We start from the raw sequence: 26,394 nt of genomic DNA, 5'->3' as shown, positions 1-26,394 counted from the left end.
TAGGCACGAATCGAAGCCAATTATAAAGGTAAAAGCGGAAAGCGCGACCGGCCTCACGCAATGCGCGGCGCGGATCCGGCTATGCTGGGGAGCGCATCCGCAGGAGGAGATGGAGCCATGCCCAATTCGCTATCCCGTACCGCGCCGCTGCTTGCCGCGGCGATGCTGTCCGGCGCCGGCGCGGCCGTTGCCGCCGGTAACGACATCTCACTCAGTCCTTCCATGTCGCAAAGCAGCTTCAACACGCTGGTGGACGAACTCGGCATGGTGACGGCCTACGCGCCGTTTTCACCCGCCGAGACCCTCGGCGTGACCGGTTTCGAGCTGGGCGCCTCGCTCACGATGGCCAAGATCGACGACTCGGTGTGGAACGAGGCGCTGAGCGATGCCGACGCCCCGTCGATGTTGCCGGTGCCGCGCCTGATGCTGCGCAAGGGCCTGCCGCTGGGTATCGACATCGGCGCGAGTTATACCAGCATCCCGGACAGCAATGTCAGCATCGTCGGCGGCGAACTGCGCAAGTCCCTGGTCGATGGCACCACGGCGGTGCCGGCCGTGTCCGTGCTGGGCCATTTCAGCAACCTCAGCGGGGTGGACGACCTGGACCTTTCCACCTACGGCGTCGACCTCGGCATCAGCAAGGGCTTCGCCATGTTCACCCCCTATGGCGGCATCGGGCAAGTGTGGTATGAGGGTACCGAGCATGCGGGGCTTTCGCTCGCTACGCGCGACAGCTCGGAGACGCGCGGTTACCTCGGCATGCGCATCGGTTTCCTGCCCTTCATGAATCTGACCGCGCAGGCGGATTTCACCGCGGCGGTCAACAGCTACACCCTGCGGCTTAACCTGGGTTTCTAAACGCATAGGGACGGATTTCAAATCCGTCCCTATTCCTTTCCATACCTTGTCTCGTACCGCCGGTACCGTGCCGCCTGTTCAGGGGTGGCCGGTTCATGACGATGTTTTCTGCCCGCGCGTTTACCGCATGCCTACTTCTCCATGGAATACTGTTACACTATTGGCCTTTGAAACGCATACACTATGCGCGGCGCCGCGATGCGGTCTTGCGGGCCGCCGCCCGGACTGGCCCTCATGACCAAGATTATCCCGATCGTTCCGGCACACAAGATCACGCCCGAGAACAAGTGCGGCTTCTGCACCAATTCCAAGTGCTGCACCTATCTCACCCAGCAGATACCCACCCCGCGTTCCAAGCATGATTTCGATCACCTGCTGTGGCAGATCTCGCACCAGAACGTCCAGGTCTACAAGGACGAGGACGGCTGGTATCTGCTGGTCAACAACAAATGCCTGCAATTGCAGCCGGACGGCCGCTGCGGCATTTACGAGACGCGCCCGCAGGTCTGCCGCGAATATTCCAATGATTACTGCGAGTTCGATTCCTCCGCCGAGGAGGGTTTCGAGCTGTTCTTCGACGGTTATACCGCGCTGCTGAAATATTGCCGCAAACGCTTCAAGAACTGGGACAGCACCAAGCGGAGCTGATGCCCCGACGGCGCGGTCTCGGGCCGCGGCTTCACCGCGCCGCCCCGTCCCGCGGCGGCAGGATGTCGCGGAAGCCGCGCAGGGCGGGGAAATCTCCCGTGGGTTTCGGCCCGGCGCGTGAATCCGGGCTGCGCACGGCGAGCAGGTGGGCGATGCCGTGCGCGCGCGCCGAGGACAGCACCGCGAGATTGTCGTCAATCAGCAGGGTGCGCGCCGGATCGAAGGGCTCGATGCGCTGCAGATGGCGCCAGAACACGGGGTTTTCCTTGGGTATGCCGAGGGTATGCGCGCTGATTATCGCATCCAGACGGGTGCCGAGACGGGTGCGCCGCATCTTCAGTTCGAGGCTCTTGTGATGGGCATTGGTGACCAGCGCCGCGCGCCGGCCGCTCGCCCGGACCGCGTCGAGAAAATCCGTCACATGGGGATGGATCGCGATCAGGTGCGCCACCTCGAGCTTCAGCAGCGTGATGTCCATGTCGAGTTCACGGCTCCAGTAGTCCACGCAGTACCAGTCGATGGTGCCCTGCACGGACTCGAAGCGCGCATAGAGCTGTGTTCTCGCCTCATCCAGGCCGAGTCCGTGCTTCTCGGCGTAACGCCGCGGCAGGTGTTCCTGCCAGAAATGATTGTCGAAATAGAGGTCGAGCAGCGTGCCGTCCATGTCGAGCAGCACGGTGCGGATATTTCCCCAGTCGATCATCGGTTTTCCGGTCATGGCTGAGCAGGGATGTTTTGGCGTGGGGTTTCGGGCCGCGGGCGGTATAATCGGCAGTCTACCATGCGCGAGAAGCCCAGTATCATAAGCAGCGCGACCGTCGCCGCCACGCGGATATTCCGCATCGAGCAGCTCGAGCTGAGGTTTTCCAACGGGGTATGCGTCAGCTACGAGCGTCTGCAGAGCGGATCGGACGGGGCTGTACTCGTGATCCCGATGGTCGATAAGGATACCGTGCTGCTGATCCGGGAATACGCCGCCGGCATGCACCGTTACGAACTCGCGCTGCCCAAGGGTCGTATCGAGCCCGGCGAAGACCTGCTCGCGGCGGCCAACCGCGAGCTGATGGAGGAGGTCGGGCGTGGGGCGTATCACCTGCGGCATATCTCCTCGGTGACGATCGCACCGGGGTATATCGGTCACGTCACCCACCTGGTGCTGGCACAGGATCTCTATGAGCAGCGCATCCAGGGCGACGAACCGGAGGAGATCGAGGTGGTGCCGTGGCGACTCAGCCGGCTCAATGAGCTGCTCGGCCGCGAGGACTGCACCGAGGCGCGCAGCATCGCGGCCCTGTTCATGGCGCGGGAACTATTAATTGAGGAAGCAAAAGGTTGAGAACGATGACTACGAACAAGATGACGGCGGCAGAACTGCACAAGCTGATCGGTCCGGTGATGGAGATCGCGCGGACCGCGGGCGCGAAGATCGTCGAGATCTACAATCGCGAATTCAGTGTCGAGCACAAGGAGGACAAGTCCCCGCTCACCGAAGCGGACCTGGCCGCGCATCATGCCATCATCGAGGGCCTGTCCGCGCTTGCGCCGGCGTTGCCCATCCTGTCCGAGGAGTCGGCCGCGCTGCCTTTCGCGGAGCGCGCGACGTGGCGCCGTTACTGGCTGGTCGACCCGCTCGACGGGACGCGCGAGTTCGTCAAGCGCAATGGCGAATTCACCGTCAATATCGCGCTCATCGAGGATCATGTCCCGGTGCTGGGCGTGATCCTGGTGCCGGTGACCGGGCTGTGCTATTACGCGAGCCGCGGCGGCGGCGCCTTCCGGGTCGAGCCGGGCAGCAGCCCGATTGCGATCCGCGTACGACCGCTCGACACATCCCATATCATCGTCGCGGGCAGCCGCTCGCATGCCGGCGGCTCGCTGACCGCTTTCCTGGAGAACATCGGCAGTCATGAACTCATCAGCATGGGCAGTTCGCTGAAGTCGTGCCTGGTCGCGGAGGGGCGGGCCGATGTCTACCCGCGTCTGGGGCCGACCTCGGAATGGGATACGGCGGCCGCGCACTGCATCGTCGAAGAGGCCGGCGGCAGCGTTACCGATACCGTCATGCGGCCGCTGCGCTATAACACCAAGGAGTCGCTGCTGAATCCGGATTTTTTCGTATCGGGCAATCCCGCCTACGACTGGTCGCGTTACCTGCCATCAGCCGAGTGATCCCTGGTTGGGGTTCCCGGATGCCCGCCCGGGAGCGCACGGGCCGCATCGACCCGTGGCCTTAACCGGTGCTGCCGCTCCAGGAGCCGGAGCCTATATCAGAAGTGCAGAACGGGCAGCGCGTCGCCTTGATCGGGATGGCGCTGAAGCAGCGCGGGCAGTCCTTGGTAGTCGGCGCGGCGGCCGGAGGCGCCTCCTTTTCCCGACGCAGGCGGTTGATGCCCCGAATCAGCAGGAACACGGCGAAGGCCACGATCAGGAAGCTGATCACGGAGTTGATGAACAGGCCAACGTTCATGGTCACGGCACCTGCGGCCTTGGCGGCGGCGGGAGTGGCGTACGGCCCCGCGACCGAAGCGCCTTCCTTGAGGGTCAGGAACAGGCTGGAGAAGTCCACGCCGCCGATCAGCAGGCCGACAGGTGGCATGATCACGTCATCGACCAGGCTCTTGACGATGGTGCCGAAGGCGCCACCGATGATGATACCCACCGCCATATCGACGACATTGCCGCGCACGGCAAATTCCTTGAACTCCTTGAGCATGGTGAGGGCTCCTTTGCTGTTATGTTTTCGGCCGTGGGTTGTTAACGAACCCGAATTACAGGCGCAGTGTATCGCCAATTAAACGGGAGCGGAAGCCGAACGGGACGGTGACGACGTGACCGTTGCATCATTCGCGCCGAGGGTTTAGCGTGTGTTGATGTCCGGCGGTGGGCCTTGGAAGCCCGATGGAAACAGGGCTGCGAATGTCCTTCGATAATATGACCGGCATGCTGGAGGGCGGCTGTCTCTGCGGTGCCGTGCGCTACCGGATCGACGGGCCTGGCATCGACGCCGGCTATTGCCACTGCCGGATCTGCCAGCGTTCCGCGGGCGCACCCGTGCTGGCCTGGGCGACCGTGCCAGCACAGTCCTTCAACTATACGCGGGGCGTGCCGGCGATATACCGCTCATCAGAAAACGCACAGCGCGAGTTCTGCGCGCGGTGTGGTACGCAACTCGTGTTTCGTCGTGTTCCCCTGGCGCGTACCGTGGACGTGACGCTCGCCAGCCTGGACGACCCGGCGGCGATCGCCCCGGAGTACCACATCTGGCGCGGGAGCCGGATTCCCTGGTTCGAGACCGGCGACGAACTGCCGCGTTTCGAGGATGCCGGTCCCGATCCGGATTAGAGGTCGGGAGGCAGGCCCGGAAGAGTCCGCTTCAGAAACAATCGAAATAGTTGCAGCGATAATCGACACGATTGCCTTCGGCGTCGATGGGATACCAGCCCTTTCCCTCCATGCACTGATAATAGGCGCGGAGCCATTCATCCTGATCCCGCTGCGGGCCGCGTTCGGTCAGCCCCGTGACGGGCGCTGTGGCATTGGCGTACAGCTTGCAATCGCTGCGGTCCTGCAGGAACTCGGGCGAGCCCAGGGTCTTGAAGTCGTGATGGAAGCGGATCGGCTCGCCGGCGCAGGCCGCGAGCCCCAGGGCGAGGAACGCGGCGGTGATCCTGAGTCGCATCGACATGGTGCGGGAATTATAACCGGTGTGGCCGCGCCCGCGGGTCAGGCCGGCGCGAGCGGCGGTTCGTCCATCAGCGCGATCTGCTCGCGCAGTTCGAGGATGCGGTCCTGCCAGTAACGCTGGGTATTGAACCACGGAAACGCGGCGGGAAAGGCCGGGTCGTGCCAGCGCCGCGCGATCCAGGCGGAGTAGTGCAGCAGGCGCAGCGTGCGCAGCGCCTCCACCAGATGCAGTTCGCGCGGGTCGAACGCGTGGAAATCCTCGTAACCGGACAGCACGTCGCCGAGCTGGCGTTCCATCGCCGCACGGTCGCCGGAGAGCAGCATCCACAGGTCCTGCACCGCCGGGCCCATGCGGCTGTCGTCGAAGTCGACGAAGTGCGGGCCGTCATCGGTCCACAGCACGTTGCCGGCGTAACAGTCTCCGTGCAGCCGCAGGTGGCGCACCCGTCCGGCACGTTCATAGCAGCGCGCCGCGCCGGCCAGCGCGTGTTCGGCCACGCTGCACCAGGCCGCGCGGATGTCGTCCGGGATCAGGCCGGCGCCGAGCAGGTAGTCGCGCGACTCGGTGCCGAAGCTGGCGAGGTCGAGCGTCGGCCGCGCACGGTACGGCGCCAGTGCGCCGACGGCGTGAATGCGCGCGATGAAGCGGCCCATCCACTGCAGCGTGTCGCGACCGTCGAATTCCGGCGCGTGCCCGCCCTGGCGCGGGTACACCGCGAAGCGGAACCCGCCGAAGGCATGAAGGGTCTGGCCGTTCAGCTCGAGCGGGGCGATCACCGGGATCTCGCGACCGGCGAGTTCCCGCACGAAGGCGTGTTCCTCGACGATGGCGGCATCGGACCAGCGTGCCGGGCGGTAGAACTTCACGACCACCGGCGCGGCATCCTCGAGCCCGATCTGGTAGACGCGGTTTTCATAGCTGTTGAGCGCCAGCAGGCGGCCGTCGCCGCGCAGGCCGGCCGCCTCGATCGCGTCGAGCATTGCGTCCGGCGTGAGGCCGGCATAGGGCGTGGCGGTGTCGGTGGTCATGGGGAGATTGTAACCGCTTTCTGCGGGGACGGATTTCAAATCCGTCCCTGTTGATTTGTAAGGAGACGGAGCTGCCTGGATGGGGACAGATTTGAAATCTGTCCCCGATTACGTCAGCCGTGCGCAGCAGGCAGTTCGGCCGCCAGCGCCGCGAGCAGCGCGTCGATGTCGGCGCGCGAGTTGTAGCCCTGCAGCGCAATGCGCAGGAACTGGCGGCCGTTCCATTCGATGCAGGGGATCTCGACCCGGTGCCGATCGAACAATCGGCGGTTGAACGCCGCGAGGTCGTCGATGCGCGGCAGGGCGTTGACCGCCATCTGGACATACTGGCCGTCCGAATGATAGAGCGGGGGAAAACCGGTCAGCGCCGAGACGCGTTGCAGGGATTCGCTCAGCAGCGCATGGCAGCGGGCGCGCACCCGCGGCCAGTCGTGCTCATGCTGGAAGGCGATCGCCGCCGGGACCGCGAGATAGGCGGCGAGGTCATTGGTGCCCAGCCATTGCAGCGCGTCGACGAAGTCCGGGTTCTGCGCCAGCTTGCGGTTGTCGCCATAGCCCCAGCCGATCACCGGCGGTTCGATCATGGGCTGCAGCGCGCGCCGAGTGTAGAGAAAGGCCGCGCCTTTCGGGCTGCACAGCCATTTGTGGCAGTTGCCGACATAGAAGTCGGCGTCGAGCGCGCGCAGGTCGAGCGGGATCTGGCCCGGCGCGTGCGCCCCGTCGATCGCGGTCAGGATGCCGGCCGCGCGGGCGCGGGCGCACACGGTCTCGACCGGCAGGCGCAGCGCGGTGGAGGAGGTGATCTGGCTCAGCATGAGGACCCGGGTGCGCGGCGTGACGCCGCTCCAGATCGCATCGGCGATCTCCGTATCGGAGCCCGCCGGAAACGGAACCGGCTGGCGCACGTAGCGTGCCCCGCTTTTACGGCAGGCATGTAACCACGCATTGTCGATCGCGCCATACTCATGGTCGGTGGTCAGCACCTCGTCGCCTGGCGCGAGTCGCAGGGCGCGCGCGACCACGTTCATGCCGAAGGTGGCGTTGGGGATGTAGACGAGATCATCGGGATCGGCGTTGAGGTATTCTCCCAGGATGCCGCGCGCGTGATGCAGCAGTCCGGGCAGTTCGTTATTGATGAATTGCACCGGCTCGCGTTCGAGGCGCAGGCGCCAGGCCTGGCAGGCCTCGAACACCGGCCGCGGCGTGGCGCCGTAGGAGCCGTGATTCAGGAAGACGACGTCGGGATCGAGCAGGAACAGCGATTTGAGCGGGATCATGGGTCGGACGCGCCTCGGGGTTGCCGCTGCTCATGATAGCCGACCGGGCGCCCGGTTCGCATGCGGAACCGCGCCCAACGCAACCGCGCCGCGAGTCAGCGGCCGTCGCGTACCAGGCGCAGGGCCCAGGTCTGGTTCTTGTTGCCCATGTAGCTGCCGCCGTACTTGAAATGGACCAGCATGGCGTGGTTCGGGCTCGCGTGCGGCGTGGCGGACCAGAAACCGGTGATCGGGCTGGAAGGGAACGGCCCGCGGTCGAGCGCGGGATCGTAACAATGCGGTTCCACCAGTGAGGCCAGTTCGTCCAGCGTCGGGACGCGCCAGTCGGCATGGCCGGCATGGCCGCCGCGGCGGTTGAGCCCGGTCGCGAGATCGAAGGTTCCCGCCCAGGGCGAACTGAGCGGTGTGCCCGTGCAGTCGGTATTGTTCCACTGCTGTCCCAGGGCGCAGCGCATCCAGTGGAGCCCGGTCTTGCGGTCGACGATCGTTCCGGGCGCGCCGATTTCGAAGCGGCCGGCCGGGACGGGACGGCCGGCGTCGCAAATCTGGCTCAGTGTCAGGAGTTCCTGGCCGGAGACCGGCGCCGCGGCGAGCACGGCGCCCATGGCGAGGATCAGGCGCCGCGGTCTCCACGACTGAGTCACAGGATGATGCATGACCGGATTGTAGCGCGGCCGGTGCCGCGCGGCCTTACTTTCCGTGACCCGTCTGGGCCGCCACGCAGCCGGATTTGACGCCGAGCGCGAGCAGGATCTTTTCCATCAGGCACCAGCGCGTGATTCCGGACTGCAGCAGGTTGGCGCCGACGAAGGCGGTGAACCACAGCCAGGTCGGTCCCGCGGTGAGGCTGGCGCCGTTGTAGAGATGGGCAAGCAGCAGCGAGATCAAAATGAAGCTGCCGGCGATGACGCGGATGAGTCGTTCGGTATTCATGGTGTTGCCTCCTTCGATGTTGCATTACTACGGGGGACGGAGATGGATTTGAAATCCGTCCCCGATCAGTCGGTGGTCAGGGTGACAGGTTTGAAATCTGTCCCCCGTCCTGCGGAATCTGTCCGTCTTCCCGGGATTTGTTGCGCTGCCACAGGAAATACACCAGCGGGATGACGAACAGTGTCAGCAGGGTCGAGGCCAGCGTGCCGAAGGCCATCGCGACGCCGAGTCCGCCGAACACCGGGTCGCTCATCATGATCGCGGTGCCGGCGATGACGGCCAGCGCGGTCAGCAGGATCGGCCGCGCGCGCACCGCGCCCGCCTCGATGACCGCCTCCTTCAGCCCCCGGCCGAGCGCGCGCTTGTCGAGAATGAAATCGATCAGCAGCAGCGAATTGCGCACCACGATGCCGGCCAGCGCGATCATGCCGATCATCGAGGTGGCGGTGAACGGCTGGCCCATGATCAGATGTCCGGGGAAGATGCCGATCATGGTGAGCGGGATCGCGCCCATCACGATCAGCGGCAGGATGAAATTGCCGTAATAGCCGGCGAGCAGCAGGTAGATCAGCACCAGCGCGACGATGAAGGCGGCGCCGAGGTCGCGGAATACGTCCAGTGTCAGGCGCATCTCGCCGTCCCACATCATGCGGTAATCGAAGGTTGCCTCGGGCAGCGGGCGCGTGAAGCCGAGGCCGCCGGTCGTGAGCCGGATGCCCGGCAGGGGTTCCGATCCGTCGAGACGACCGTCGATGTTCAGCAGTGGATAGACCTGAGAGCCGGTGGCGGGCTCCGCGCTGACGTAGACGACCGGAAAGCCGTCCTTGGTCTGGATGGTCTTGTCGGCCACGACCTCCTCTATCCCGGTGAAGGCGGCCACCGGTACCTGGCCGCCCGCGCTGCTCGCGACGAACAGGCGGTCGAGGTCGCGCGGTGCGATGCGGAAGCGCTCCGGCATGCGGATGTGGATCGGCACCGGGTTGCGCTCGCTCGCGGCGTGGATGGTGCCGATGTCGAAGCCGGCGACGAAATCGCGCATCAGCGCGGCGATTGCCTCGGTGTCGACACCCGCCGCCGCGGCCTTTTCCTTGTCCACGGTGACGCGGTATTCGATCTGGTCCGCGCCGACCGAATCATCGATGTCGGTCAGATCCCAGGTGTCGGCGAAGGCCCCCCGCACCCGTGCGGCGATCCGGCGCGCGGTGTCGTAGTCCGGCCCGTAGATCTCACCGAGCAGCGTGGCGCGCACCGGCGGTCCCGGCGGATCCTCGACCAGTTTGATGTTGGCGGCCGGCCAGGCGGCATGCACCGGGGCGAGCCGCTCGCGCAGATCGAGCACGATCTGCTCGGACTTCTCCGGACGGTCGAGCGAGTCGACCAGATTGACGCGGATCTCGCCCAGGTGCGTGCCCTGCTTGACGGTCGCGCCGCGCAGCATGCCGTTGAAATCGACCGGGCCGGCGCGGCCGACGAAGGTTTCGTAGTCCGTCACCAGCGGGTGGGCGCGCAGCACGTTGCCGATGTCCCGGGCGACGGCGTCGGTGACCTCGAGCGGCGTGCCTTCAGGCATGTCCACGGTGATGTTGAAGGTGTTCTTGTTGCCCTTGGGCAGCATCTTGAGTTCGACCGTGCCGGGCGTGGGCGGGCCGCTGATCCCGGACGGTCGCACGAACTGCCAGGCCGGCTGCCAGGCGGCGGCACCGAACAACAGCGCAATGACGACCCAGAATCCGATGCGTGTCGTCCGGCGCTCGATCAGCGGCGTGGCGAGGCGGGTGTAGAGGCGGTGGAGAAGATCGTTCCCGTGCGCCTCATCCTCGCGCGCGGCGCCTTCGCCGGCGGCGCCGGCCTTGAGCCAGCGTTGCGCGATCCACGGCGTGAACAGATAGGCGATGATGAGCGAGGCCAACATGGCGACCGGCGTGTTGAAGGGTATCGGTCCCATGTACGGGCCCATCATGCCGGTGACGAAGGCCATCGGAATGAAGGCGAGGATGACGGCGAAGGTCGCGATGATGGTCGGCCGGCCGGTTTCGTTGGTGGCGCGGATGATGATCTCCGCCTTTTCAGCCAGCGATTGCGCGCCGCGCCGCAGATGGCGATGGATGTTCTCGACCACCACGATGGCGTCGTCGACCAGCAGGCCCAGGGCGAGGATCAACGCGAACAGGGTGATGCGGTTGATGGTCTGTCCGGCGATCAAGCCGACCGCCAGCACCACGAACAGGATGAGCGGGATGTTGAGGGTGACGATGGCCGCCTCGCGCCAGCCGAGGAACAGCAGCAGGATCAGTACCACGGAGGCGATCGCGATGCCGAGATGCTCGACCAGCAGATTGACCGCCGCGTCGGCGCGTTCGCCGGAATCGCGCGTCACCGTCACATCGACGTCGTCGGGGATGAAGTCGCCCTTCAGCGTTTCGAGCTCGGCCAGCGCGCGTGCGGCCACCGTGACCGCGTTGGTGCCGCGCTTCTTCGCCAGCGCGAGTGTTACCGCGACGCGCTCGGGTTCACCCGCCGAGACGGGCGAGCGGGCGGCGGCGGGCCCGAATCCGATGCGGTGCACCTGTTCGATGGCGCCGGGTCCGTCCGCGATGTCGGCGACGTCGCGCAGATAGACCGGCCGGCCATCGTGCAGGCCCACGACGATGGCGCCCACGTCCCGTGCGTTGCGCAGCGCGGCGGAAAGCCGGATCAGCTTGACCCGGTTGTCATCCACCGCCTGTCCGATCGGGATCTCGTAGTTGGCGGACCGCAGCGCGGCATGCAGCGCGTCGAGGGCGATGCCGTGCGCGGCCAGGCGTTCCGGATCGAGGTGCACGCTGATCTCGCGGTTGCGTCCCCCGATCACCTCCGCCACCGAGATCCCGGGCAGCGGTATCAGCACCTCCTTGACGCGGTCCGCGATCTGCTTGAGCTCGAGATCGCCGTGATGATCGCTGGACAAGGTGATGGCCAGGATCGGGACGTCGTCGACGTCGACCGGCTTGACCAGGGGCTGGCCGGCGCCGGGCGGGATGCGGTCGAGGTTGTGCATCAGGCGGTCGTACAGCCGCACCAGGCTCGCCTCCTTGTCGGCGCCGACCTCGAACTGCACCGTCACCATGCCGAGCGAATCCGTCGCCATGCCGTAGGTGTGGTCAATGCCGGCCATCTCGCGCATCACGGCTTCCAGCGGTTTGACCACCAGGTTGAGCACCTCTTCGGGGCTGGCGCCCTCCATCGTGACGAAAACGTTGGCGGTGGGCACGTCGATTTGCGGGTTTTCCTCGCGCGGGGTGATCAGCAGCGCGACCAGCCCAACGAGGAAGATCAGTACGCCGGCAATCGGCGTGAGGGTCGAGCCCATCGCCGCCCGACCGAGCCGGCCCGCGATATTAAGGCGGGTGCTCATTGCGGCGCGATATCCCGGCTTTGCGCGGCGGGGGCGGGCCTGTCCTCCACGCGGTCACCCGTGCGCACCGGCGTATCGGCGTCGATCACGATACGCTCCCCGCCGGCGAGACCGGAGATGATCTCGGTGCGGCCATCGATATGCCGCCCGGTGCGCACCATGCGGAAGCGCGCGATACCGTCACGGTCGACGATATACACGCCGGGAAGATCGGCGCGATCCACCAACGCCGCGTCCGGCACCAGCACGGTCCATTTGGTCCCGGTGGCGAATTCGCTGCGCGCGAACATGCCGCTGCGCGCCCCGTTCAGTTCGTGCAGGCTGGCCTTCACCAGATAGCTGTGAGTGGCCGGATCGCCCGAGGGCACCACCTGCGTCACCACGCCGGTGGTGCGCAGCCCGACCGCATCGACCGATACCGTGAGTTCATCGCCGGGCTGCACATGGCGCAGTTGGTCTTCGCGGATATAGGTCTCGAGCACGATGTTGCTGGGATTCTCCACGGTCAGGATCGCGGCGCCCGGGTTCGCGAGGTCGCCGGTGCGGCGGAGCCGCTCGACCACGACGCCGTCGACCGGCGAACGCACCTCGGCATACTGCATCTGGACCTTGACGCGATCGAGCGTGGCGAGCGCGGCGCGCAGTTCTTCCTCGGCCACCTGATTATCGAGCTCGGCCTTGGTGTAAGTGTTCGCCGCCACCAGCTTCTGTTCGAACAGGGTCTTGTAGCGCTCGAAGTCGGCGCGCGCCTCCGCGCTGCGCGCCCGCGCCTGGGAGACGCGCGCCTCGGCCTCCGCGCGTTGCGCCTCGATTTCGGTCGGGTCGATGGTGAGCAGCAACTGGCCCTGCTTGACCGGGCTGCCCTCGCGCACCTTGATGTCACGGATATAGCCCATCAGGCGCGAGGCGATCTCGACGCGGTCGTCGGCGACCAGGGTGCCGGTGGTGGTATAGGTCTCGCTGATCTGTTCCGGCGCGATGGTGAGCGTCTCGGCCGGGATCGCGGCGACCGGCGGCGGTACCGCGGCTTCGTGATCCGCCGTGCACGCCATCAGCAGGAGCGGGGGCAAGGAAAGTAATGCCAGGAAGGGAAGCGCTCTCACGGTATCGAGTCCTCCTTGGACGGGCGAGTTCGCGTGCCGCAATAGACATCCTTCAAGGCTTCAATGATGCGCATGAAGACGGGATCGGCAAGCCTGTAGTAGATGTGCTGGCTGCGCCGCTCGTAATTGACCAGCCCGAGCAGGCGCAGCTTGGCAAGATGCTGGGAAAGGTTGGACTGGGTGGCGCCGGTGCCTTCCTGGAGTTCCCGCACGTTTTTGTCGCCGTCGGCCAGCTGGCACAGCACCGAGAGCCGCACCGGATGGGCGATCACGCGCAGTCCCTCGACCGCGGATTCCAGTTGTCGGGCCGAGAAGTCTTCCGTATCAGGCATATCAGGATACTCGAATATTAGAATATTCGAATATTATAGGTGCGATATTCCGCGGCGCAAGCCCCCGGTCCCGGTTTCCGGGGAATTCAAATAGAAGTTGATTGAATTTGAATAAAAATTAATTCTGGTTGAGGCGGCTGATCTGAGCGGTATTCCGGGTGTCATAGGGCCGACGCGCGACGAAATGGACAGCGCTCCCCTTGCCTTGGGGTACGCCGTCGAGCACCACTTCGGTTTCGATCTGAGTGGATCGCAGGATCTCGAATCCGGAGAAATCGTGTTCCACTTCCGCGAGGGTGTACAGCAGGTCCGGGTCCGACGGGCCGCCGCTCCCGCATTCGACCTGGTCCCGATGGAAGGCCTCGAGCACGATCAGACCGCCGGGTTTCAGTGCGCGCCGCATCGATTCATGCAAGCGTTGCCTCTGTCCGGACGGAAGGTGGACGAAGATCAGGGTGACGAGATCGAAGGCGCCGTCCGGCCACTCCCACGCCAGGATATCCGTCCGCAACGTGCGCAGCGTGACCCCGGCGTCCTGCGCACGCCGGCGCGCCCGGTCAAGGGCGACCGTTGACAGGTCGATGGACAGTACGTCGAATCCCTGCCGCGCCAGCCACACGCCGTTACGCCCTTCGCCGTCGCCGATGGCGAGGGCCTTCATGCCGGCCGGGAGGCGGGGACGGAATTCGCGCAGCAGCGGGCTAGGGTCGTCGCCGAACAGGTTGCGGGAAGCGGCGTAGCGTTCGTCCCAGGTCGTCATGGACGGGAGAGGAGTGAGGCGTCAGGCGGGAAGAATATCCTGCATTTTTTCGCCTCGCTCCTCACGCTTCACGGTTTCGCCTGAAGCGCAGGAATCCGGCCAGCAGCGCAACGCCGAGCGCGGCCGTCGGGACGGGATATTCCACGCCGTAGACCAGCGGGGTCAGCGTCCAGCGCGTGATCGCGCGCAGCGCCTCGTGCCGCCCGATGACATCGGCGATCGGCGGCGAGACCCGGTAGTAGAACTCGACGAAGGCGTGCCCCGGCGCGGTGGCGAGCAGGACGTCGTCCCGGAACCGGCGCAGGCTCATGACGTGCGGATCGAGATAGCTGCCGTAGGCGGCGGTCGCGATGAAGCAGCCGGAACCCTTGTGCAGGCCGCCATTATTGCCGTCGTCTGCGGCGCTTACCGTGGTGGTCTCGGTATCCGTATTGTTCGACGTATCGGGATCCTGTACGTTCCCGCCGAGCACGGTGACCGTCGAGCTGAGGGTGCCTGCCGCCGCCGGACGCACGACCACCCTGGCGCTGGCGTTGGTGTCGCCGGCAATGGTGCCGAGGTTGCACTGTACGACGCCGCCCGATTCGCTGCAGCCGTTCGTCGCGCTAACGTAACTTACGCCGGCCGGCAGCACCTGGGTAATTGTGACATTCTCGGCCGTGGCCGTTCCGTTGTTGGTCGCGCGCGAGATGTAGGTGAGATTGTCACCTGCTACCGCTGTTCTGGGTGGCGCAGGATCGGTGCTCAGTACGACGGACAGATCTGTTGATACCACGCCGACGGGGAGGCCGATCGTGGTGCTTTCCGCGGCTGTGTTATTGCTGGTATCAACGTCGGTATCGCTGCCGGAGACGGCAACGCTGGCATTCAGGGTGCCGGTGGCCGTTGGCGTGACGAACAACGTGAGCGTCGACAGGGTATCCGAAGGCAGTGTCGCCAGAGTGCAATTGACGGTAACGCCCGAGGGCGTGCAGCTCCAGCCGTCGGGCGAGGCGGTGGAGTTATAGGTGTAGCTGGCCGGCAGCGTGACCACCAGGGTGACGGCGGTGGCATCCGAGGGGCCGCCATTATTGACGGTGATGATCAGGCCGAGGTCGGCGTTCTGCGCGACCGGGTCGGCCGAGTCGACGATGTCCACCGCGAGATCGGCGCGCGTGTCGACGTTGAGGGAGAACTCGTCCAGTCCCGGGGCGGTCAGGAAGCCGCCATCGAAATTGGCCACGGCGCGGTTGACGATGACGCCTTTGTCGGTCGGATTCACGGTGATGTCGATCGTGGCGACGGCGCCGCCGACGGGGAGATCGCCGAGGGTGCAGGTAAAGATTCGCCCGGCGGCGGAGCAGGTGCCGGTGGAGGCGGTCAGGGAGACCGGGTCGACGCCACTCGGGAGGGTATCGATGATGCGGACATTGCGCGCGGTCGCCGTGGTGTTGCCGATGGTCAGGGTATAGGTGAAGGGCTCGCCGGCTAGGACGGTGTCGCATGAGTTATTAGGAATGCACTCATTTAGATTACCGCCGCTGACTTCAGCGCCGCTGGCCCGGATGATGGTCCCGGTCGTCGCGGCCGTGGTGGCGATCGTGATGTCCGTAGGCTGGTAGACCGAGGTGCTCGCCTGTATGCCCGTGTTGTTGGCCGGGTTGGGATCGGTCTCCGCCGCGCTCGCCGCCGCGCTCGCGGTGATCGTCCCGAGGGTGTTCGGCGTGACCGTGACGGTGCGGACCACGCCAGCGCCGGCGGCCAGCGCGCCGATGTTGCAGGTCACGGTCGCGCCGCCCAGGGCGCATCCGGCCGAGGCGGACTGGAAGCCGGCCGAGGCGGGCAGGGTCAGCGTCAGGCTGGCGCCGGTGGCAGGATCGGGGCCATGGTTGGTGGCGCTGAGCGTATAGGTCAGGGTGGCTCCGACCGCGATCGGGTCCGGCGCGTCACTCAGCCTTACCGCGAGATCGGCGTTGGTGCCCGGCGTGACCTCGGTCGCACCGATGTCGCAGATCGCATTGCTGTCGCCGTTGCCGTCGGCCGGACGCGGGAAGCTGCGCTGGTCCTCCGTCGGGCAGTTCGCGTTGTTGCCGCTGTCGATGGCCGCGCTGCCGGCCTGCGGCAGATGGGTCGGCGTCGGTCCGCCGTTGAGCGCGGACAGAGCCGCCAAGTTCGCGGCAGTCGAGTTGAGATCGCCGCTGCCGGTCAGTGCGCAGGTGGCGTCGCTGGCGAGGTTGTAGCCGTTCGAGGTGAGGTTACTGGTAACGGCGCTATTACAGTTCGGGCCGACGGCCTGGCTGGCGATGACCGTCTGCGTGAGCGTGGCGCTGCCCTGGTTGAGTGAGGACAGTCCTGTGGTGTCTATCCAAATGCCGGCGCCGTCGCCGGCCTCGTTATCCGTGATAGTGCTGCTCTGGATCACCGTCGGCTTGCTGATGAACAGACCGCCGCCGAGCGTGGAGAAACTCGGATGCGTGGTGACATTGCCGCTCACCGTGCTGTTGACCAGCGTCAGCAGGCGCGCGGCATTGCCGTCGGTGTACACCCCGCCGCCCTGGAAGGCCGTATTGCCGCTGATGGTACTGCCAGTGATGGTCAGGGCGCCGAAGTTGTAGATGCCGCCGGCGTTCCAGTCGGCCGTGTTGCCGCTGACGGTGCTGTCGGTGATGCTGACGTTGCCGTTGTTGACGTAGACGCCGCCGCCGCTGCCGACCGTGTTACCGGTATTCCCTACCGCGCCGGTGGTGGCCGTGTTGCCGTCGATGAGGCTCTCGTTGATGGTGACGGCGCCGCCGACGATGGCGATGCCGCCGCCGTTGATGCTGCCCGCGCCGCTCAGCGCGGAATTGTCCGCGCTGTTGTTGCTGACGGTGACGCGGTCGAGGCTCAGGCTGACCGCCGCCTCCCCGCTGGAGAAATGATAGATGCCGCCGCCGGCGATGCCGGTAGGAAGGGCGCTGGTGTTGCCGGTGACGATGCTGTCGGCGAGGGTGAGGGTACCCAGGTTGTAGATGCCGCCGCCGCTGCCGGTGGTGGCGCCGTTCCGGATCGTCACCCCGGTGATCCGGACGGCGACGCCGCCGGCGATATCCACCACGCGGTCGATGCCGCCGCCATCGATGATCGCCGCCGCCGCGCCCGCGCCGCCGAGGTTCAGGGTGTCGGTGATGTCGAGGTCGCCGCTGGCCGCGGCATTCTCACCCGCGCCGGCGATGCTCAGGGTGTAGGTGCCGGCCGGGAGCACGATCGAATCGGTCCCGGGCCAGGCGTTGGCCTGCTGGATCGCGGCGCGCAGGGTGCAGGTGCTGGATGAGGTCTGGCAGATACCGTCCCCGGTGTCCGCATCGGCGAGGTCAGCGCTGCTGTCGACAATGTAGACGAAGGCGTGCGCCGGCAGCGCGAGCGCCGACAACAGGAGGCCTGCGCAGGTGTGAGCCAGTATCCCTATGTTTTTCCAGGATCGCATCGATTCTGCCCGCTGGGATGGCGCGACGGGTGGGCATGTCTGCGCCATGATTCTGATTTTAAAGGCGAGTATAGCACAAAGTTTCATCAGCCCAGCGTGACGTGGGCCCGTGCGGAGCGGGGTAAATGGAGCAGATCCCGGTCACTGAACCGGATTGTTCTGCGGCGCGGGGTCTTCATCCGTGAAGCGGCGTGGACGTGGGATATTTTTCAGTGAAAGCCGTGGCCAGGGACGGTGTGAACCGCCGACACGGGATCGCTACGCGGCGCGGGCAACACTCACTGAAAGTGGTGGCCAGGGACGGAATTGAACCGCCGACACGGGGGTGAGTCGGCGCGGGGTGACGGCGTCAGCCGTCAGCGCCGGCGAACGCCCGCGCATGGCGCGGGCCGGGAATCCCCGTCCCGGATCGCGGCGCAGCGCGGGCAACACCCACTGAAAGTGGTGGCCAGGGACGGAATTGAACCGCCGACACGGGGATTTTCAGTCCCCTGCTCTACCAACTGAGCTACCTGGCCATCGGGAAAATGCGCGGAGGATGATCTGTCTGACTCCGGACGGGCTTGTCATGGGTGTCCGGGGCAGGCGTATTAGACCCGGACGACGGGGATCGAGTCAAGCCGGTGGGCGCTCCCGTTGACGGAATGCCGTGGTATTCTGCGCGAAAACCCTTGTCGAGCCGCCCGTTTTCATGAAACCCGGATATCGCGTGACGCATTGCCGCGGCGCTGGCCGCCGGGGCGGGCTGCTGCTCGCGGCCATGCTGTGCGCGTCCTGTGGCGGGCCGCCGCCGCAGGACGCCGCCCCGGCCGGAGAGCCGGGCATGGTGTTCATTCCGGGCGGGCCGTTCGTCATGGGCAGCGACAGGATCGATGAAGAGGGCCTGCAGGCGCGTTACGGCTTCACCGTGCCGCTGTTCGTGAACGAACATCCGCGGCATCGCGTCGAGCTTCCCGGCTTTTATCTCGATGCGACCGAGGTCAGCAACGCCGACTACAAGGCCTTCGTGCTGCAGACCGCCCGCGCGGAGCCCGCGGAGTGGGTGCAGAATGCCTACAACGTCCCGGACCGCAAGCTCGAGACCGCGCACGTGGACAACCTGCGCTGGATCGCGCGCGACTATTTCGGAATCGAGCGCGATCTTTCCGGGATGGGCAAGGAGGAACTGCTCGCGCTGCTGCTGGGCATCCAGCGCGACCGCAACCGCCTGCCGGTGACGGCGGTGAGCTGGTTCGATGCCGATGCCTATTGCCGTTGGAGCGGCAAACGTCTGCCGCGCGAGGCGGAATGGGAAAAGGCCGCGCGCGGAGTGGACGGGAGCGAATACCCCTGGGGTGACGAATGGCGTCACGGCGCGGCCAACTCGGGCGACCAGGGCGAGGGCGACGAGATCCTCGCGCCGGTCGGCTCCTATCCACAGGATGTGTCTGTGTACGGCGTGCGCGACCTCGGCGGCAACGTCTCGGAGTGGACGGCGGACTGGTATCAGCCTTATCCGGGCGGGGACGCGCAGGACGCGGACTTCGGCGAGAAACACCGCGTGGTCCGCGGCGGCGGGGCGGGGCTGGGGCACTACGCGCTGAGTGTGTTCTTTCGATCCGCGCGCCGGGCGCATGCTGAGCCCGGCATGGTCAGCACCGACGTGGGTTTTCGCTGCGCTAAAGACCTGGCGGGGAACGCAGCGGGCTGAGGTGGCTCAGTGTTTGCCGCGTTGTTCCGGCGGCACGAACTCGGCGGGGAGCTCGGAACCCTCGCCGAAGAAGAACTTTTCCATCTCCTTTTCCAGGAACTGGCGCGCGCGCGGCTCGATCGGGGACAGGCGGTTTTCGTTGATCAGGATGGTCTGGTGCTTCAGCCACATCTGCCACGCCTCCTTCGAGACATTGGCGTAGATGCGCTTGCCGAGGTCGCCCGGATAGACCTGGTAGGCCAGACCCTCCGCTTCTTTGTGCAGTTTTACGCAGTTGACCATGCGCGCCATCACCGTTCTCCTGTGCTGTCCGCCAGCGCCGCGAGCAGGCGCCGGATCGGCGCCGCGAGTCCGCCCGCGTGCGAGCGGCCATTGTACCAGACGTATCCCTGTCCCTCCATGACGCCCGCGTCGTGACGCAGCACGCGCGCGCGCAGCGGGCGGATCGTGAGCGTGAAGTGGCTGAAGGCGTGCCGCAGACCGGGCAGCTCGGTCAGTGCGTCGATGCGGCAGCGCAGGGTGTCCGCGCACCAGCGGCGGATGGCTGTGTCGTCGCGCGCCGCAGGCGGCGCCTCGGGCAGGCTCCACAATCCGCCCCAGATCCCGGCAGGCGGGCGTCGCTCGAGCAGGACCTCGCCGGCGTCGTTCATCAGCACGAGCATCAGGCTCTCGCGTTCGGGTTTTTCCTGCCGCGGCCTTGATGCGGGATAGTCCTTCACGCATCCCGTGGAGAGCGCCCGGCATTCCGCCGCGAGCGGGCAGCGCGCGCAGTCCGGCGCGCCGCGTGTGCAGAGTGTGGCGCCGAGATCCATGATCGCTTGGGTGTAGGCGCCGACGCGGTCCCGTGGCGTGTGGCCCTCGGCCAACATCCACAGGCGTTTCTCCACCGCGGGCTGTCCGGGCCAGCCTTCGACGGCGTGATAGCGCGCGAGCACGCGCTTGACGTTGCCGTCGAGGATCGGGTGGCGTTGGCCGTGTGCGAGCGCGAGGATCGCGCCGGCGGTGGAGCGTCCGATACCGGGCAGGGACTGCATCCGTTCCAGGTCGGCGGGAAATTCGCCGCCGTACTCGGCGCAGACGATGCCGGCGGCGCGGTGCAGGTTGCGCGCGCGTGCGTAATAGCCGAGCCCTGACCACAGGTGCAGCACCTCATCGAGCGGCGCGGCGGAGAGCGCGCGGGTGTCGGCGAAGCGCTGCATGAAGCGCTCATAATAGGGAATCACCGTTGCGACCTGGGTCTGCTGCAGCATGATCTCCGAAACCCAGATCCGATAGGGCGTGGGGTTCTGCTGCCAGGGCAGGTTCTTGCGTCCGTGCGCGTCGAACCAGGCCAGCAACGCGGCGCCGAAATGGTCCGCGTCCGGCCGGTGTTGCGTCCCGGCCGCTACGCGGCTCACTGAAGCAGTTCCTTCAGCTTGTTCTTGAGCTTCTGCTCGGTGTCCTTCTTGATCTCCTGTTTCTTCTGTTCCAGCTTCTGCTCTACCTTGTCCTTGTTGGCATCGACCGCCTGCTGGACGGCGGCCTTCGCCTTCTGTTTCAGCGCCTCGCTGATGACCGCGCCGTCGAGCGCGACGGATGGGGCGGCGAAGGCGCCGCTGATCCGAATCGGGATCTCGATCCCCTTGAGATCGCCGGCCGACTCCCCGCCCTGTCCGATCTCGCTGCCAACCAGCTTGACGCGCAGGCGGTAGTCGAGTTTCCGTTCGAGGAGATTGGCCTCTCCCTTGCCGCCGACGCGCAGATAGGGTGAGTTGGCCTGCAGGTCGTCGTTGCGCGCGATCCCACCGGCGAAGCGCAGCGTAGCCCCGAGATCGCTGAAGTCGGTCTGGTCGGAGGACGGGGGCGGCGCGGGGCGGCCTTCGAATTTGGCCTTGGCCTCGCGGATCAGCTGCGCGGCATTGAAACCCTTGACGGCGCCGTCGCGCAGCTTGAAGCGGGCCGTGCCGTTCAGGCTGCCCAGGAGCGCGGCCTCGGTGTCGCCGCTGGCCGTGGCCTCGAGGGCGAAATCGGCGGTTCCGCTGAAGGTCTCGTTGTCGAGCAGGTCCTTCAGCAGGGGCTGGGCCTGGATCCCGGTCAGCGACTCGTTGAAGGAGAAGGCCGGCGTTGCGCCGCGCGCGTCGAGCCGGATGTTGCCGGCATAGTGGCCGCCGTACAGGCTCGCGCCCAGCGGCGCGAGCGCGATCAGTCCGTCCCTGGCGCGCACCGTCGCGCGCAGGTCCGCCAGCGAGAGTCCGCTCACGCGCAACTGACCGGCACGCAGGCGGCCGTCGATGTTGAGGGCGCGCAGGGTATCGAGCGGGAGTTGCGCGGCCGCGGGTGCCGCGGCGGCCGGCGTCGCGGCGACCGGTTCGTCACGCGGCGGCGGCAGGTAACGGTCGAGGTCGATGCCGTCGAGGGCGAGATCGAAGGCCAGCGCCGGTGCGGCGAAGTCGCGCACCGAGGCCGTGCCGGTCAGCGTGCTGTCGTCGAGCTGGAGCTTCAGCGCCGTCACCGCGGCGCGTTCGCCATCGGCCTCGAGATCGAGGCCCAGGGCCGCGCGCGTCAGCACGGACGCGTCGGCGGTCTCCGGCGCGTCGATGGCGAGGGACTTCAGTAGTTCGCGCGGGTTGAAGGCCTCGGCCTCGAGGTGTCCCGCGATGGCCGGCACTTCCTGCAGTCGGGTGGCGCGCAGCGTCCCGCGCAGGGTCACGCCCTGGGCGGCGAGGACGAAGTCCGGCAGCTCGGCGGTCTGTTTGCCGATGTCGGCGGCGACACGACCCTGATAGTCCAAAGCAATGCGTTTCCCCGGCAGATTGGCGCCACTCAGGGCGGCAGTCAGGCGCAGCTTGTCCATCTGGTAAATCTGGCCGGCGAGATCAGCCGCCGCATCCCCCTGCAACTTGAATTCCAGTTTATCGAGTGGCAGGTCCGCGCCGGTGAGCGTGGCCTCAAGTTGCAGATTCCCGGCGCGCAGGCGTTGTTGTTTCAGGTCGGCCACGACGCGGGCGGCGAGTTCGAGACGGGTGTCTATGGCGGGTTGGGCGCCATTTACGTTGGTGATGAGGCGCAGCTTGTCCAGTTGGTATATCTGAGTGACAAGATCTGCCTCAGCGTCTCCCTGCAGTTTGAGATCAAGTTTGCCGAGCGGCAGGTCCGCGCCCGCGAGCCTGGCGTCGAGACGCAGGTTCTGCGCGCGCACGCGCTGCTGCGCGAGGTCCGCGTCGAGCCGGAGGGCGAGCTCCAGCCGTCCGTCGACGGCTGGCCGCGTGCCATGCAGGTCGAAGGCGAGTTCGAGATCGACCGGCTTACCGGTCTCGATGCGATCGCTGGTGAGGCGCAGGCCGGTGATATCCGCTTGCGTGTCGGCGGCCTCATCGCGCCAGTGCAGTGCGCCGTCACGCACGTCCAGGCCGCCGATGCTGAGCGCGGCGGGCAGGGCCAGGGCGGCCTCGTCGCCGCTCACGGGCGGCGCAGGCGGTTCGTTCGCGCCGTTCTGCGCCGCACCCCGCGCTGCCAGGTCGTCCCAGTTGGTGCGGCCGTCGGCGGCGGTTTCCAGCGCCAGCTCGAATCCATGCAGCGTCACGGTGTCGATCTCGATGCGGCGCTGAAACAGCGGCAGCAGCCTGACCTTGACCTTCGCCGCCGTGAAGCGCGCGAAGGGACGCGCATCGAAGCCCGCGGCGTTTGCGAGCTCGACGCGGCCGAACTCGACGCCGATCCACGGGAACAGCGACAGTCGCATATCGTCGATGATTCTGAGCTCGCGGCCGGTCGCGTCGCGTGCGAGATCCGCGATCTTGTCCTTATAGTCGTTGGGGTTGAACAGCAGAGGTATCAATACCAGTGCCGCAATCAGCAGGGCGATCAGGATACCGAAGACGATGGCGATGCGTTTGATCATATTGGGATACACGGCGGTGTCGGAAGATTGAACGCTACGCACGGCAGACTATCACTAAGCGGGCGCGCGCTCCATATCGCGGCGAGGTTTGCCAGCGGGCTCCGCCGCTGTGTATTATAGTCTGGCCTTGCCCGCCGGACCGGCCGCGGGCGTCAGTCAAAGGGGCATGATGGCGGAAGAGCGCCCGATACTGATCGAGAATGACGCGGGCGTGACGCGCGCCGGAACCCTGCGGCTGGTTCAGTTCAGTCGCCGGGAGCGCTGGATCCGCGCGCTGAAGATGCTCGGACTGATGTGGCTACTGGCCGCGGTCACGCTGTTCATCCCGATCGCGCATTTCGTGCTGGTGCCCGGGTTTCTGCTCGCCGGGCCGGTGATGGCGGTGATGCGCTTCCGGGCCGGCGAGAGTATGGAGTCGGCGAGCGGTGAATGCCCGACCTGCGGCAAGGCCATGACGGTTCCGCTGGATCCGGCGGCCCGCCTGCCGCTGTGGACCTACTGCGCCCCCACCAACGACCCGATCCGGCTGCGTTACCCCTGATCCCCCAGGGTATGAATTTTCATTCGTGAGGTAATTCGCCCGTGCGAGGCATGTTTGCCGTCCTGATGCTCCTGATTATGATCATTGCCGGCGCGGCGACGCTGGTGCTGATGCTGTATTTGTTGGGTGTGATCGGTTAGCCTGAATTCGTGGCCACGGACCGGAGCGTGGCGGCGGACATGAGGGGGCCGTATGAACCATTACTGTGTGATCGTCGCGGACCGTTCGCGGGCGCGATTCTTCTGTCTCGACCCGGCCGCGGTGCCGGAGCTCGAAAGCGGTCCCAACCTTGTCGAGATCAGGGACCTGGTCAATCCGGAGGCCAGTCTGTCCGGCCGCGAGACCTGGAGCGAGACCAAGAGCGGGCGCAACATGGCGCGCGGCGGCGGTTCGGCCCATGGCTACGACGACCATCGCGACAGCCATGAAGAGGAATTCAGCCGCCGTTTCGCCGGGCGCATCGCCGAGGGCGCGCACGACCTGCTGCGGCAATACCGGCCGCGCTGCCTGGTGCTGGCGGCGTCCAGCCACATGCTCGGACTGTTGCGCGGTGCGCTCACACTGCCGGCGGGATCGAACGTAGAGCTGCGCGAGACGGGCAAGGATCTGACCCATATGCCGCCGCTGGAGATCCACCGCCATCTCACCGGCGCCGGCCTGCTGCCCGCGCGAGGCCGGGTCATGGCGACCTAAGGCCGCCGCGATACCTGCGGTGGAGCGGGTGATGGGAATCGAACCCACGTCTAAAGCTTGGGAAGCTTTCGTTCTACCATTGAACTACACCCGCGCGTCGCGAGCCGCCCATTCTGAAGGCTGGGTCCGATCCGGGTCAAGTGCGCGGCCATCTGTGCTATCTTAAGGGCCGGTCATCGGTCCTTCGGCAGTCAGCGAACTACAGGCCTACCCCATGGAGATCTATGTCAACGGCAAGCCGCGCGCGCTCGACCGCGCGCTGACCGTCGCCCAGCTGGTGGAAGAGCTGGGCGTGGCCGGCCACCGCATCGCGGTGGAGGTCAATCAGCACATCGTGCCGCGCAGCAGTCATGCGAGCCGGCGCCTGGAGCCGGGCGACCGGGTCGAGATCGTCCATGCCATCGGGGGTGGCTGAATCATGAACGGACCCATGGCTCCGGAAACCGCCGCGGCGGATGACGTCTTCCTGCTCGCCGGCAAGGCCTACCGCTCGCGCCTGCTGGTCGGCAGCGGCAAGTACCGCGACCTCGAGGAGACGCGGCGCGCGACGGAGGCGAGCGGCGCCGAGATCGTCACCGTGGCGATTCGCCGCACCAACATCGGCCAGACGCCGGGCGAGCCGAACCTGCTCGACGTGGTGCCGCCGGGCCGCTACACCATCCTGCCCAACACCGCGATGTGCTACACGGCGGACGACGCCGTGCGCACCTGCCGCCTCGCGCGCGAGCTGCTCGACGGCCACGACCTGGTCAAGCTCGAGGTGCTGGCCGACCAGAAGACGCTCTATCCCGATCTGGTCGAGACCTACAAGGCGGCCGAGGTCCTGGTGCGCGAGGGCTTCAAGGTCATGGTCTACACCAACGACGACCCGATCGCGGCCAAGCGCCTGGAGGAGATGGGCTGCGTCGCGGTGATGCCGCTCGCCGCGCCGATCGGGTCCGGCCTCGGCATCCGCAATCCCTACAACATCCTGACCATCGTCGAGAACGCGAAGGTGCCGATCCTGGTCGACGCCGGCGTCGGCACCGCGTCCGATGCGTCGATCGCGATGGAGCTTGGCTGTGACGGTGTGCTGATGAATACCGCCATCGCCGGCGCGCGCGACCCGGTGCTGATGGCCTCGGCGATGAAGAAGGCCATCGAGGCCGGCCGCGAAGCCTTCCGCGCCGGCCGCATCCCGCGCAAGCGCTTCGCCAGCGCCTCCTCCCCGATCGACGGGACGTTTTTTTAAAACCAGGGACAGATTTAATTTTTCCCCGTGGGTATGGAAAAGAACTCTTCCATCTCAGAAAAATAAAATCTGTCCCTGGTTTTAAAAAATTAAATCTGTCCCCATTTATTTATGCCGCCATCACCATCTAAAAACCGTCACACCGACGAACCGGCCGCGGGCCGCGTCCGCCGCCCCATCCGCAGCTTCGTCCGCCGCGAAGGCCGCATGACCGAATCGCAGCGGCGCGCCATCGAGGCATTCGGCCCGCGCTATCTGCTCGAGTTCCGGGAGGCGCCGTGCGAGCTTGACGCTGTGTTCGGCCGCGCCGCGCCGCGCACGCTGGAGATCGGCTTCGGGATGGGCGATTCGGTCCTCGACAGGGCGCGCCGCCATCCGGAACGCGATCACCTCGGCGTCGAGGTCCACCGCCCCGGCGTCGGCCGCCTGCTGCGCGCGCTGGCGGAGGAGGACATCCGCAACGTGCGCATCGTCTGCGCCGATGCGGTGCAGGTGCTGACGCACATGATCCCCGATGCCGCGCTGGATGCCGTGTTCCTGTTCTTTCCTGACCCGTGGCCGAAGAAGCGCCACCACAAGCGCCGCATCGTACAGCCGGCGTTCGTCGAACTGGTCGCGTGCCGGCTGAAGCCGGGCGGAGTTTTCCACCTCGCCACCGACTGGGAGGAGTACGCGCAGCACATGCTGGCGGTGCTGGAGCAGTCGCCGTCGTTCAGCAACAGCGCCGGCGCGGGCAACTACGCGCCGCGGCCGGAAGAGCGCGTGCTGACCAAGTTCGAACGCCGCGGCGAGCGGCTGGGACACGGGGTGTGGGATCTGGTGTTTATCAGGACTAAGAACTAAGTGCTAAGGACTGAGTGAAGTAAAACAGATGGCCCCTTGCCGTATACACGCCT

24 protein-coding genes, 2 tRNA genes and 1 pseudogene are annotated in these 26,394 nt (G+C 66.3%); 10 read left to right on the top strand and 17 right to left on the bottom strand.

The features are described 5' to 3' along the window. The first annotated feature begins 117 nt into the window (after positions 1-117). A complete protein-coding gene (locus tag IPM20_09130; GenBank protein MBK9131776.1) occupies positions 118-858 on the top strand; it encodes a hypothetical protein in 741 nt (246 codons plus the stop codon). Between the two features lie 234 nt (positions 859-1,092). Next, positions 1,093-1,506 (top strand): YkgJ family cysteine cluster protein, encoded by a 414-nt coding sequence (locus IPM20_09125; protein ID MBK9131775.1) that lies wholly within the window; start codon positions 1,093-1,095, stop codon positions 1,504-1,506. 31 nt (positions 1,507-1,537) lie between these two features. Here the strand turns inward: IPM20_09125 and yrfG are convergent, their stop codons facing one another. Further along, entirely contained in the window at positions 1,538-2,209 is a 672-nt protein-coding gene (gene yrfG / locus IPM20_09120) for a GMP/IMP nucleotidase (GenBank protein MBK9131774.1), read from the bottom strand. A gap of 78 nt (positions 2,210-2,287) precedes the next feature. Between yrfG and nudE the strand changes: the two genes are divergently transcribed. Both nudE and cysQ read left to right on the top strand, forming a co-directional pair. Further along, positions 2,288-2,842: an ADP compounds hydrolase NudE gene (nudE, locus tag IPM20_09115; GenBank protein ID MBK9131773.1), complete on the top strand. Its 555-nt coding sequence runs from the start codon at positions 2,288-2,290 to the stop codon at positions 2,840-2,842. 5 nt (positions 2,843-2,847) lie between these two features. After that, entirely contained in the window at positions 2,848-3,675 is an 828-nt protein-coding gene (gene cysQ, locus IPM20_09110) for a 3'(2'),5'-bisphosphate nucleotidase CysQ (GenBank protein MBK9131772.1), read from the top strand. Between the two features lie 61 nt (positions 3,676-3,736). On the opposite strand, the gene mscL is transcribed toward cysQ, so the two are convergent. Beyond that, on the bottom strand, positions 3,737-4,219 hold the full coding sequence (mscL, locus tag IPM20_09105; GenBank protein ID MBK9131771.1) for a large-conductance mechanosensitive channel protein MscL: 483 nt from the start codon (positions 4,217-4,219) through the stop codon (positions 3,737-3,739). Between the two features lie 218 nt (positions 4,220-4,437). On the opposite strand from mscL, the gene IPM20_09100 reads away from it, so the two are divergent. After that, entirely contained in the window at positions 4,438-4,848 is a 411-nt protein-coding gene (locus tag IPM20_09100; protein ID MBK9131770.1) for a GFA family protein, read from the top strand. Between the two features lie 31 nt (positions 4,849-4,879). On the opposite strand, the gene IPM20_09095 is transcribed toward IPM20_09100, so the two are convergent. From IPM20_09095 to IPM20_09045, 11 genes are all read right to left on the bottom strand, one after another. Further along, complete coding sequence (locus IPM20_09095) at positions 4,880-5,191, bottom strand: hypothetical protein (GenBank protein MBK9131769.1); 312 nt, start codon at positions 5,189-5,191, stop codon at positions 4,880-4,882. A 38-nt stretch (positions 5,192-5,229) separates the two neighbouring features. Continuing rightward, a complete protein-coding gene (locus IPM20_09090; GenBank protein ID MBK9131768.1) occupies positions 5,230-6,219 on the bottom strand; it encodes a serine/threonine protein kinase in 990 nt (329 codons plus the stop codon). A gap of 113 nt (positions 6,220-6,332) precedes the next feature. Then, entirely contained in the window at positions 6,333-7,496 is a 1,164-nt protein-coding gene (locus tag IPM20_09085; protein MBK9131767.1) for an aminotransferase class V-fold PLP-dependent enzyme, read from the bottom strand. 95 nt (positions 7,497-7,591) lie between these two features. Beyond that, positions 7,592-8,152, bottom strand: a complete 561-nt coding sequence (locus IPM20_09080) for a DUF1566 domain-containing protein (protein ID MBK9131766.1) — start codon at positions 8,150-8,152, stop codon at positions 7,592-7,594. 34 nt (positions 8,153-8,186) lie between these two features. Then, complete coding sequence (locus IPM20_09075; GenBank protein ID MBK9131765.1) at positions 8,187-8,429, bottom strand: DUF2892 domain-containing protein; 243 nt, start codon at positions 8,427-8,429, stop codon at positions 8,187-8,189. A 76-nt stretch (positions 8,430-8,505) separates the two neighbouring features. Continuing rightward, the gene (locus IPM20_09070; protein MBK9131764.1) at positions 8,506-11,823 is read right to left on the bottom strand and encodes an efflux RND transporter permease subunit; all 3,318 of its coding nucleotides are present in this window, start codon (positions 11,821-11,823) and stop codon (positions 8,506-8,508) included. Then, the gene (locus IPM20_09065) at positions 11,820-12,926 is read right to left on the bottom strand and encodes an efflux RND transporter periplasmic adaptor subunit (GenBank protein MBK9131763.1); all 1,107 of its coding nucleotides are present in this window, start codon (positions 12,924-12,926) and stop codon (positions 11,820-11,822) included. Before IPM20_09065 ends, IPM20_09070 begins: the two co-directional genes overlap by 4 nt. After that, positions 12,923-13,258 (bottom strand): helix-turn-helix transcriptional regulator, encoded by a 336-nt coding sequence (locus IPM20_09060; protein ID MBK9131762.1) that lies wholly within the window; start codon positions 13,256-13,258, stop codon positions 12,923-12,925. The genes IPM20_09065 and IPM20_09060 overlap by 4 nt, the downstream gene beginning before the upstream one ends. A 118-nt stretch (positions 13,259-13,376) precedes the next feature. Beyond that, positions 13,377-14,018 carry a class I SAM-dependent methyltransferase gene (locus tag IPM20_09055; GenBank protein ID MBK9131761.1) on the bottom strand — a complete coding sequence of 214 codons (642 nt, stop codon included), beginning with the start codon at positions 14,016-14,018 and terminating at the stop codon, positions 13,377-13,379. Positions 14,019-14,079: 61 nt separating this feature from the next. Then, positions 14,080-17,463 (bottom strand): DUF11 domain-containing protein, encoded by a 3,384-nt coding sequence (locus IPM20_09050; GenBank protein ID MBK9131760.1) that lies wholly within the window; start codon positions 17,461-17,463, stop codon positions 14,080-14,082. A 442-nt stretch (positions 17,464-17,905) separates the two neighbouring features. Continuing rightward, positions 17,906-17,981 (bottom strand) — tRNA-Phe (locus tag IPM20_09045). Positions 17,982-18,154: 173 nt separating this feature from the next. On the opposite strand from IPM20_09045, the gene IPM20_09040 reads away from it, so the two are divergent. Then, the gene (locus IPM20_09040) at positions 18,155-19,153 is read left to right on the top strand and encodes an SUMF1/EgtB/PvdO family nonheme iron enzyme (protein ID MBK9131759.1); all 999 of its coding nucleotides are present in this window, start codon (positions 18,155-18,157) and stop codon (positions 19,151-19,153) included. 6 nt (positions 19,154-19,159) lie between these two features. On the opposite strand, the gene IPM20_09035 is transcribed toward IPM20_09040, so the two are convergent. The 3 genes from IPM20_09035 to IPM20_09025 are packed head-to-tail and all read right to left on the bottom strand — an operon-like array spanning position 19,160 to position 23,075. Then, positions 19,160-19,444: an oxidative damage protection protein gene (locus tag IPM20_09035; protein ID MBK9131758.1), complete on the bottom strand. Its 285-nt coding sequence runs from the start codon at positions 19,442-19,444 to the stop codon at positions 19,160-19,162. Continuing rightward, a complete protein-coding gene (gene mutY / locus IPM20_09030) occupies positions 19,444-20,550 on the bottom strand; it encodes an A/G-specific adenine glycosylase (protein MBK9131757.1) in 1,107 nt (368 codons plus the stop codon). Before mutY ends, IPM20_09035 begins: the two co-directional genes overlap by 1 nt. Next, positions 20,547-23,075 (bottom strand): AsmA family protein, encoded by a 2,529-nt coding sequence (locus tag IPM20_09025; GenBank protein MBK9131756.1) that lies wholly within the window; start codon positions 23,073-23,075, stop codon positions 20,547-20,549. The genes mutY and IPM20_09025 overlap by 4 nt, the downstream gene beginning before the upstream one ends. A 124-nt stretch (positions 23,076-23,199) precedes the next feature. Here IPM20_09025 and IPM20_09020 point away from each other — a divergent pair, with 124 nt between their 5' ends. Next, on the top strand, positions 23,200-23,574 hold the full coding sequence (locus IPM20_09020) for a hypothetical protein (GenBank protein ID MBK9131755.1): 375 nt from the start codon (positions 23,200-23,202) through the stop codon (positions 23,572-23,574). 192 nt (positions 23,575-23,766) lie between these two features. After that, positions 23,767-24,267: a host attachment protein gene (locus IPM20_09015; protein MBK9131754.1), complete on the top strand. Its 501-nt coding sequence runs from the start codon at positions 23,767-23,769 to the stop codon at positions 24,265-24,267. A 20-nt stretch (positions 24,268-24,287) separates the two neighbouring features. On the opposite strand, the gene IPM20_09010 is transcribed toward IPM20_09015, so the two are convergent. Beyond that, a tRNA-Gly gene (locus IPM20_09010) sits at positions 24,288-24,361 on the bottom strand. 120 nt (positions 24,362-24,481) lie between these two features. On the opposite strand from IPM20_09010, the pseudogene thiS reads away from it, so the two are divergent. Next, positions 24,482-25,498: pseudogene (thiS, locus tag IPM20_09005) on the top strand (sulfur carrier protein ThiS). 111 nt (positions 25,499-25,609) lie between these two features. Beyond that, positions 25,610-26,341 (top strand): tRNA (guanosine(46)-N7)-methyltransferase TrmB, encoded by a 732-nt coding sequence (gene trmB, locus IPM20_09000; protein MBK9131753.1) that lies wholly within the window; start codon positions 25,610-25,612, stop codon positions 26,339-26,341. Positions 26,342-26,394 lie beyond the last annotated feature (53 nt).

The organism is Gammaproteobacteria bacterium (genome assembly GCA_016716465.1).
Classification (GTDB): Bacteria; Pseudomonadota; Gammaproteobacteria; order SZUA-140; family SZUA-140; genus JADJWH01.
The sequence above is the reverse complement of the archived record's forward strand: the minus strand, read 5'-3'. Positions and strand labels throughout refer to the sequence as shown.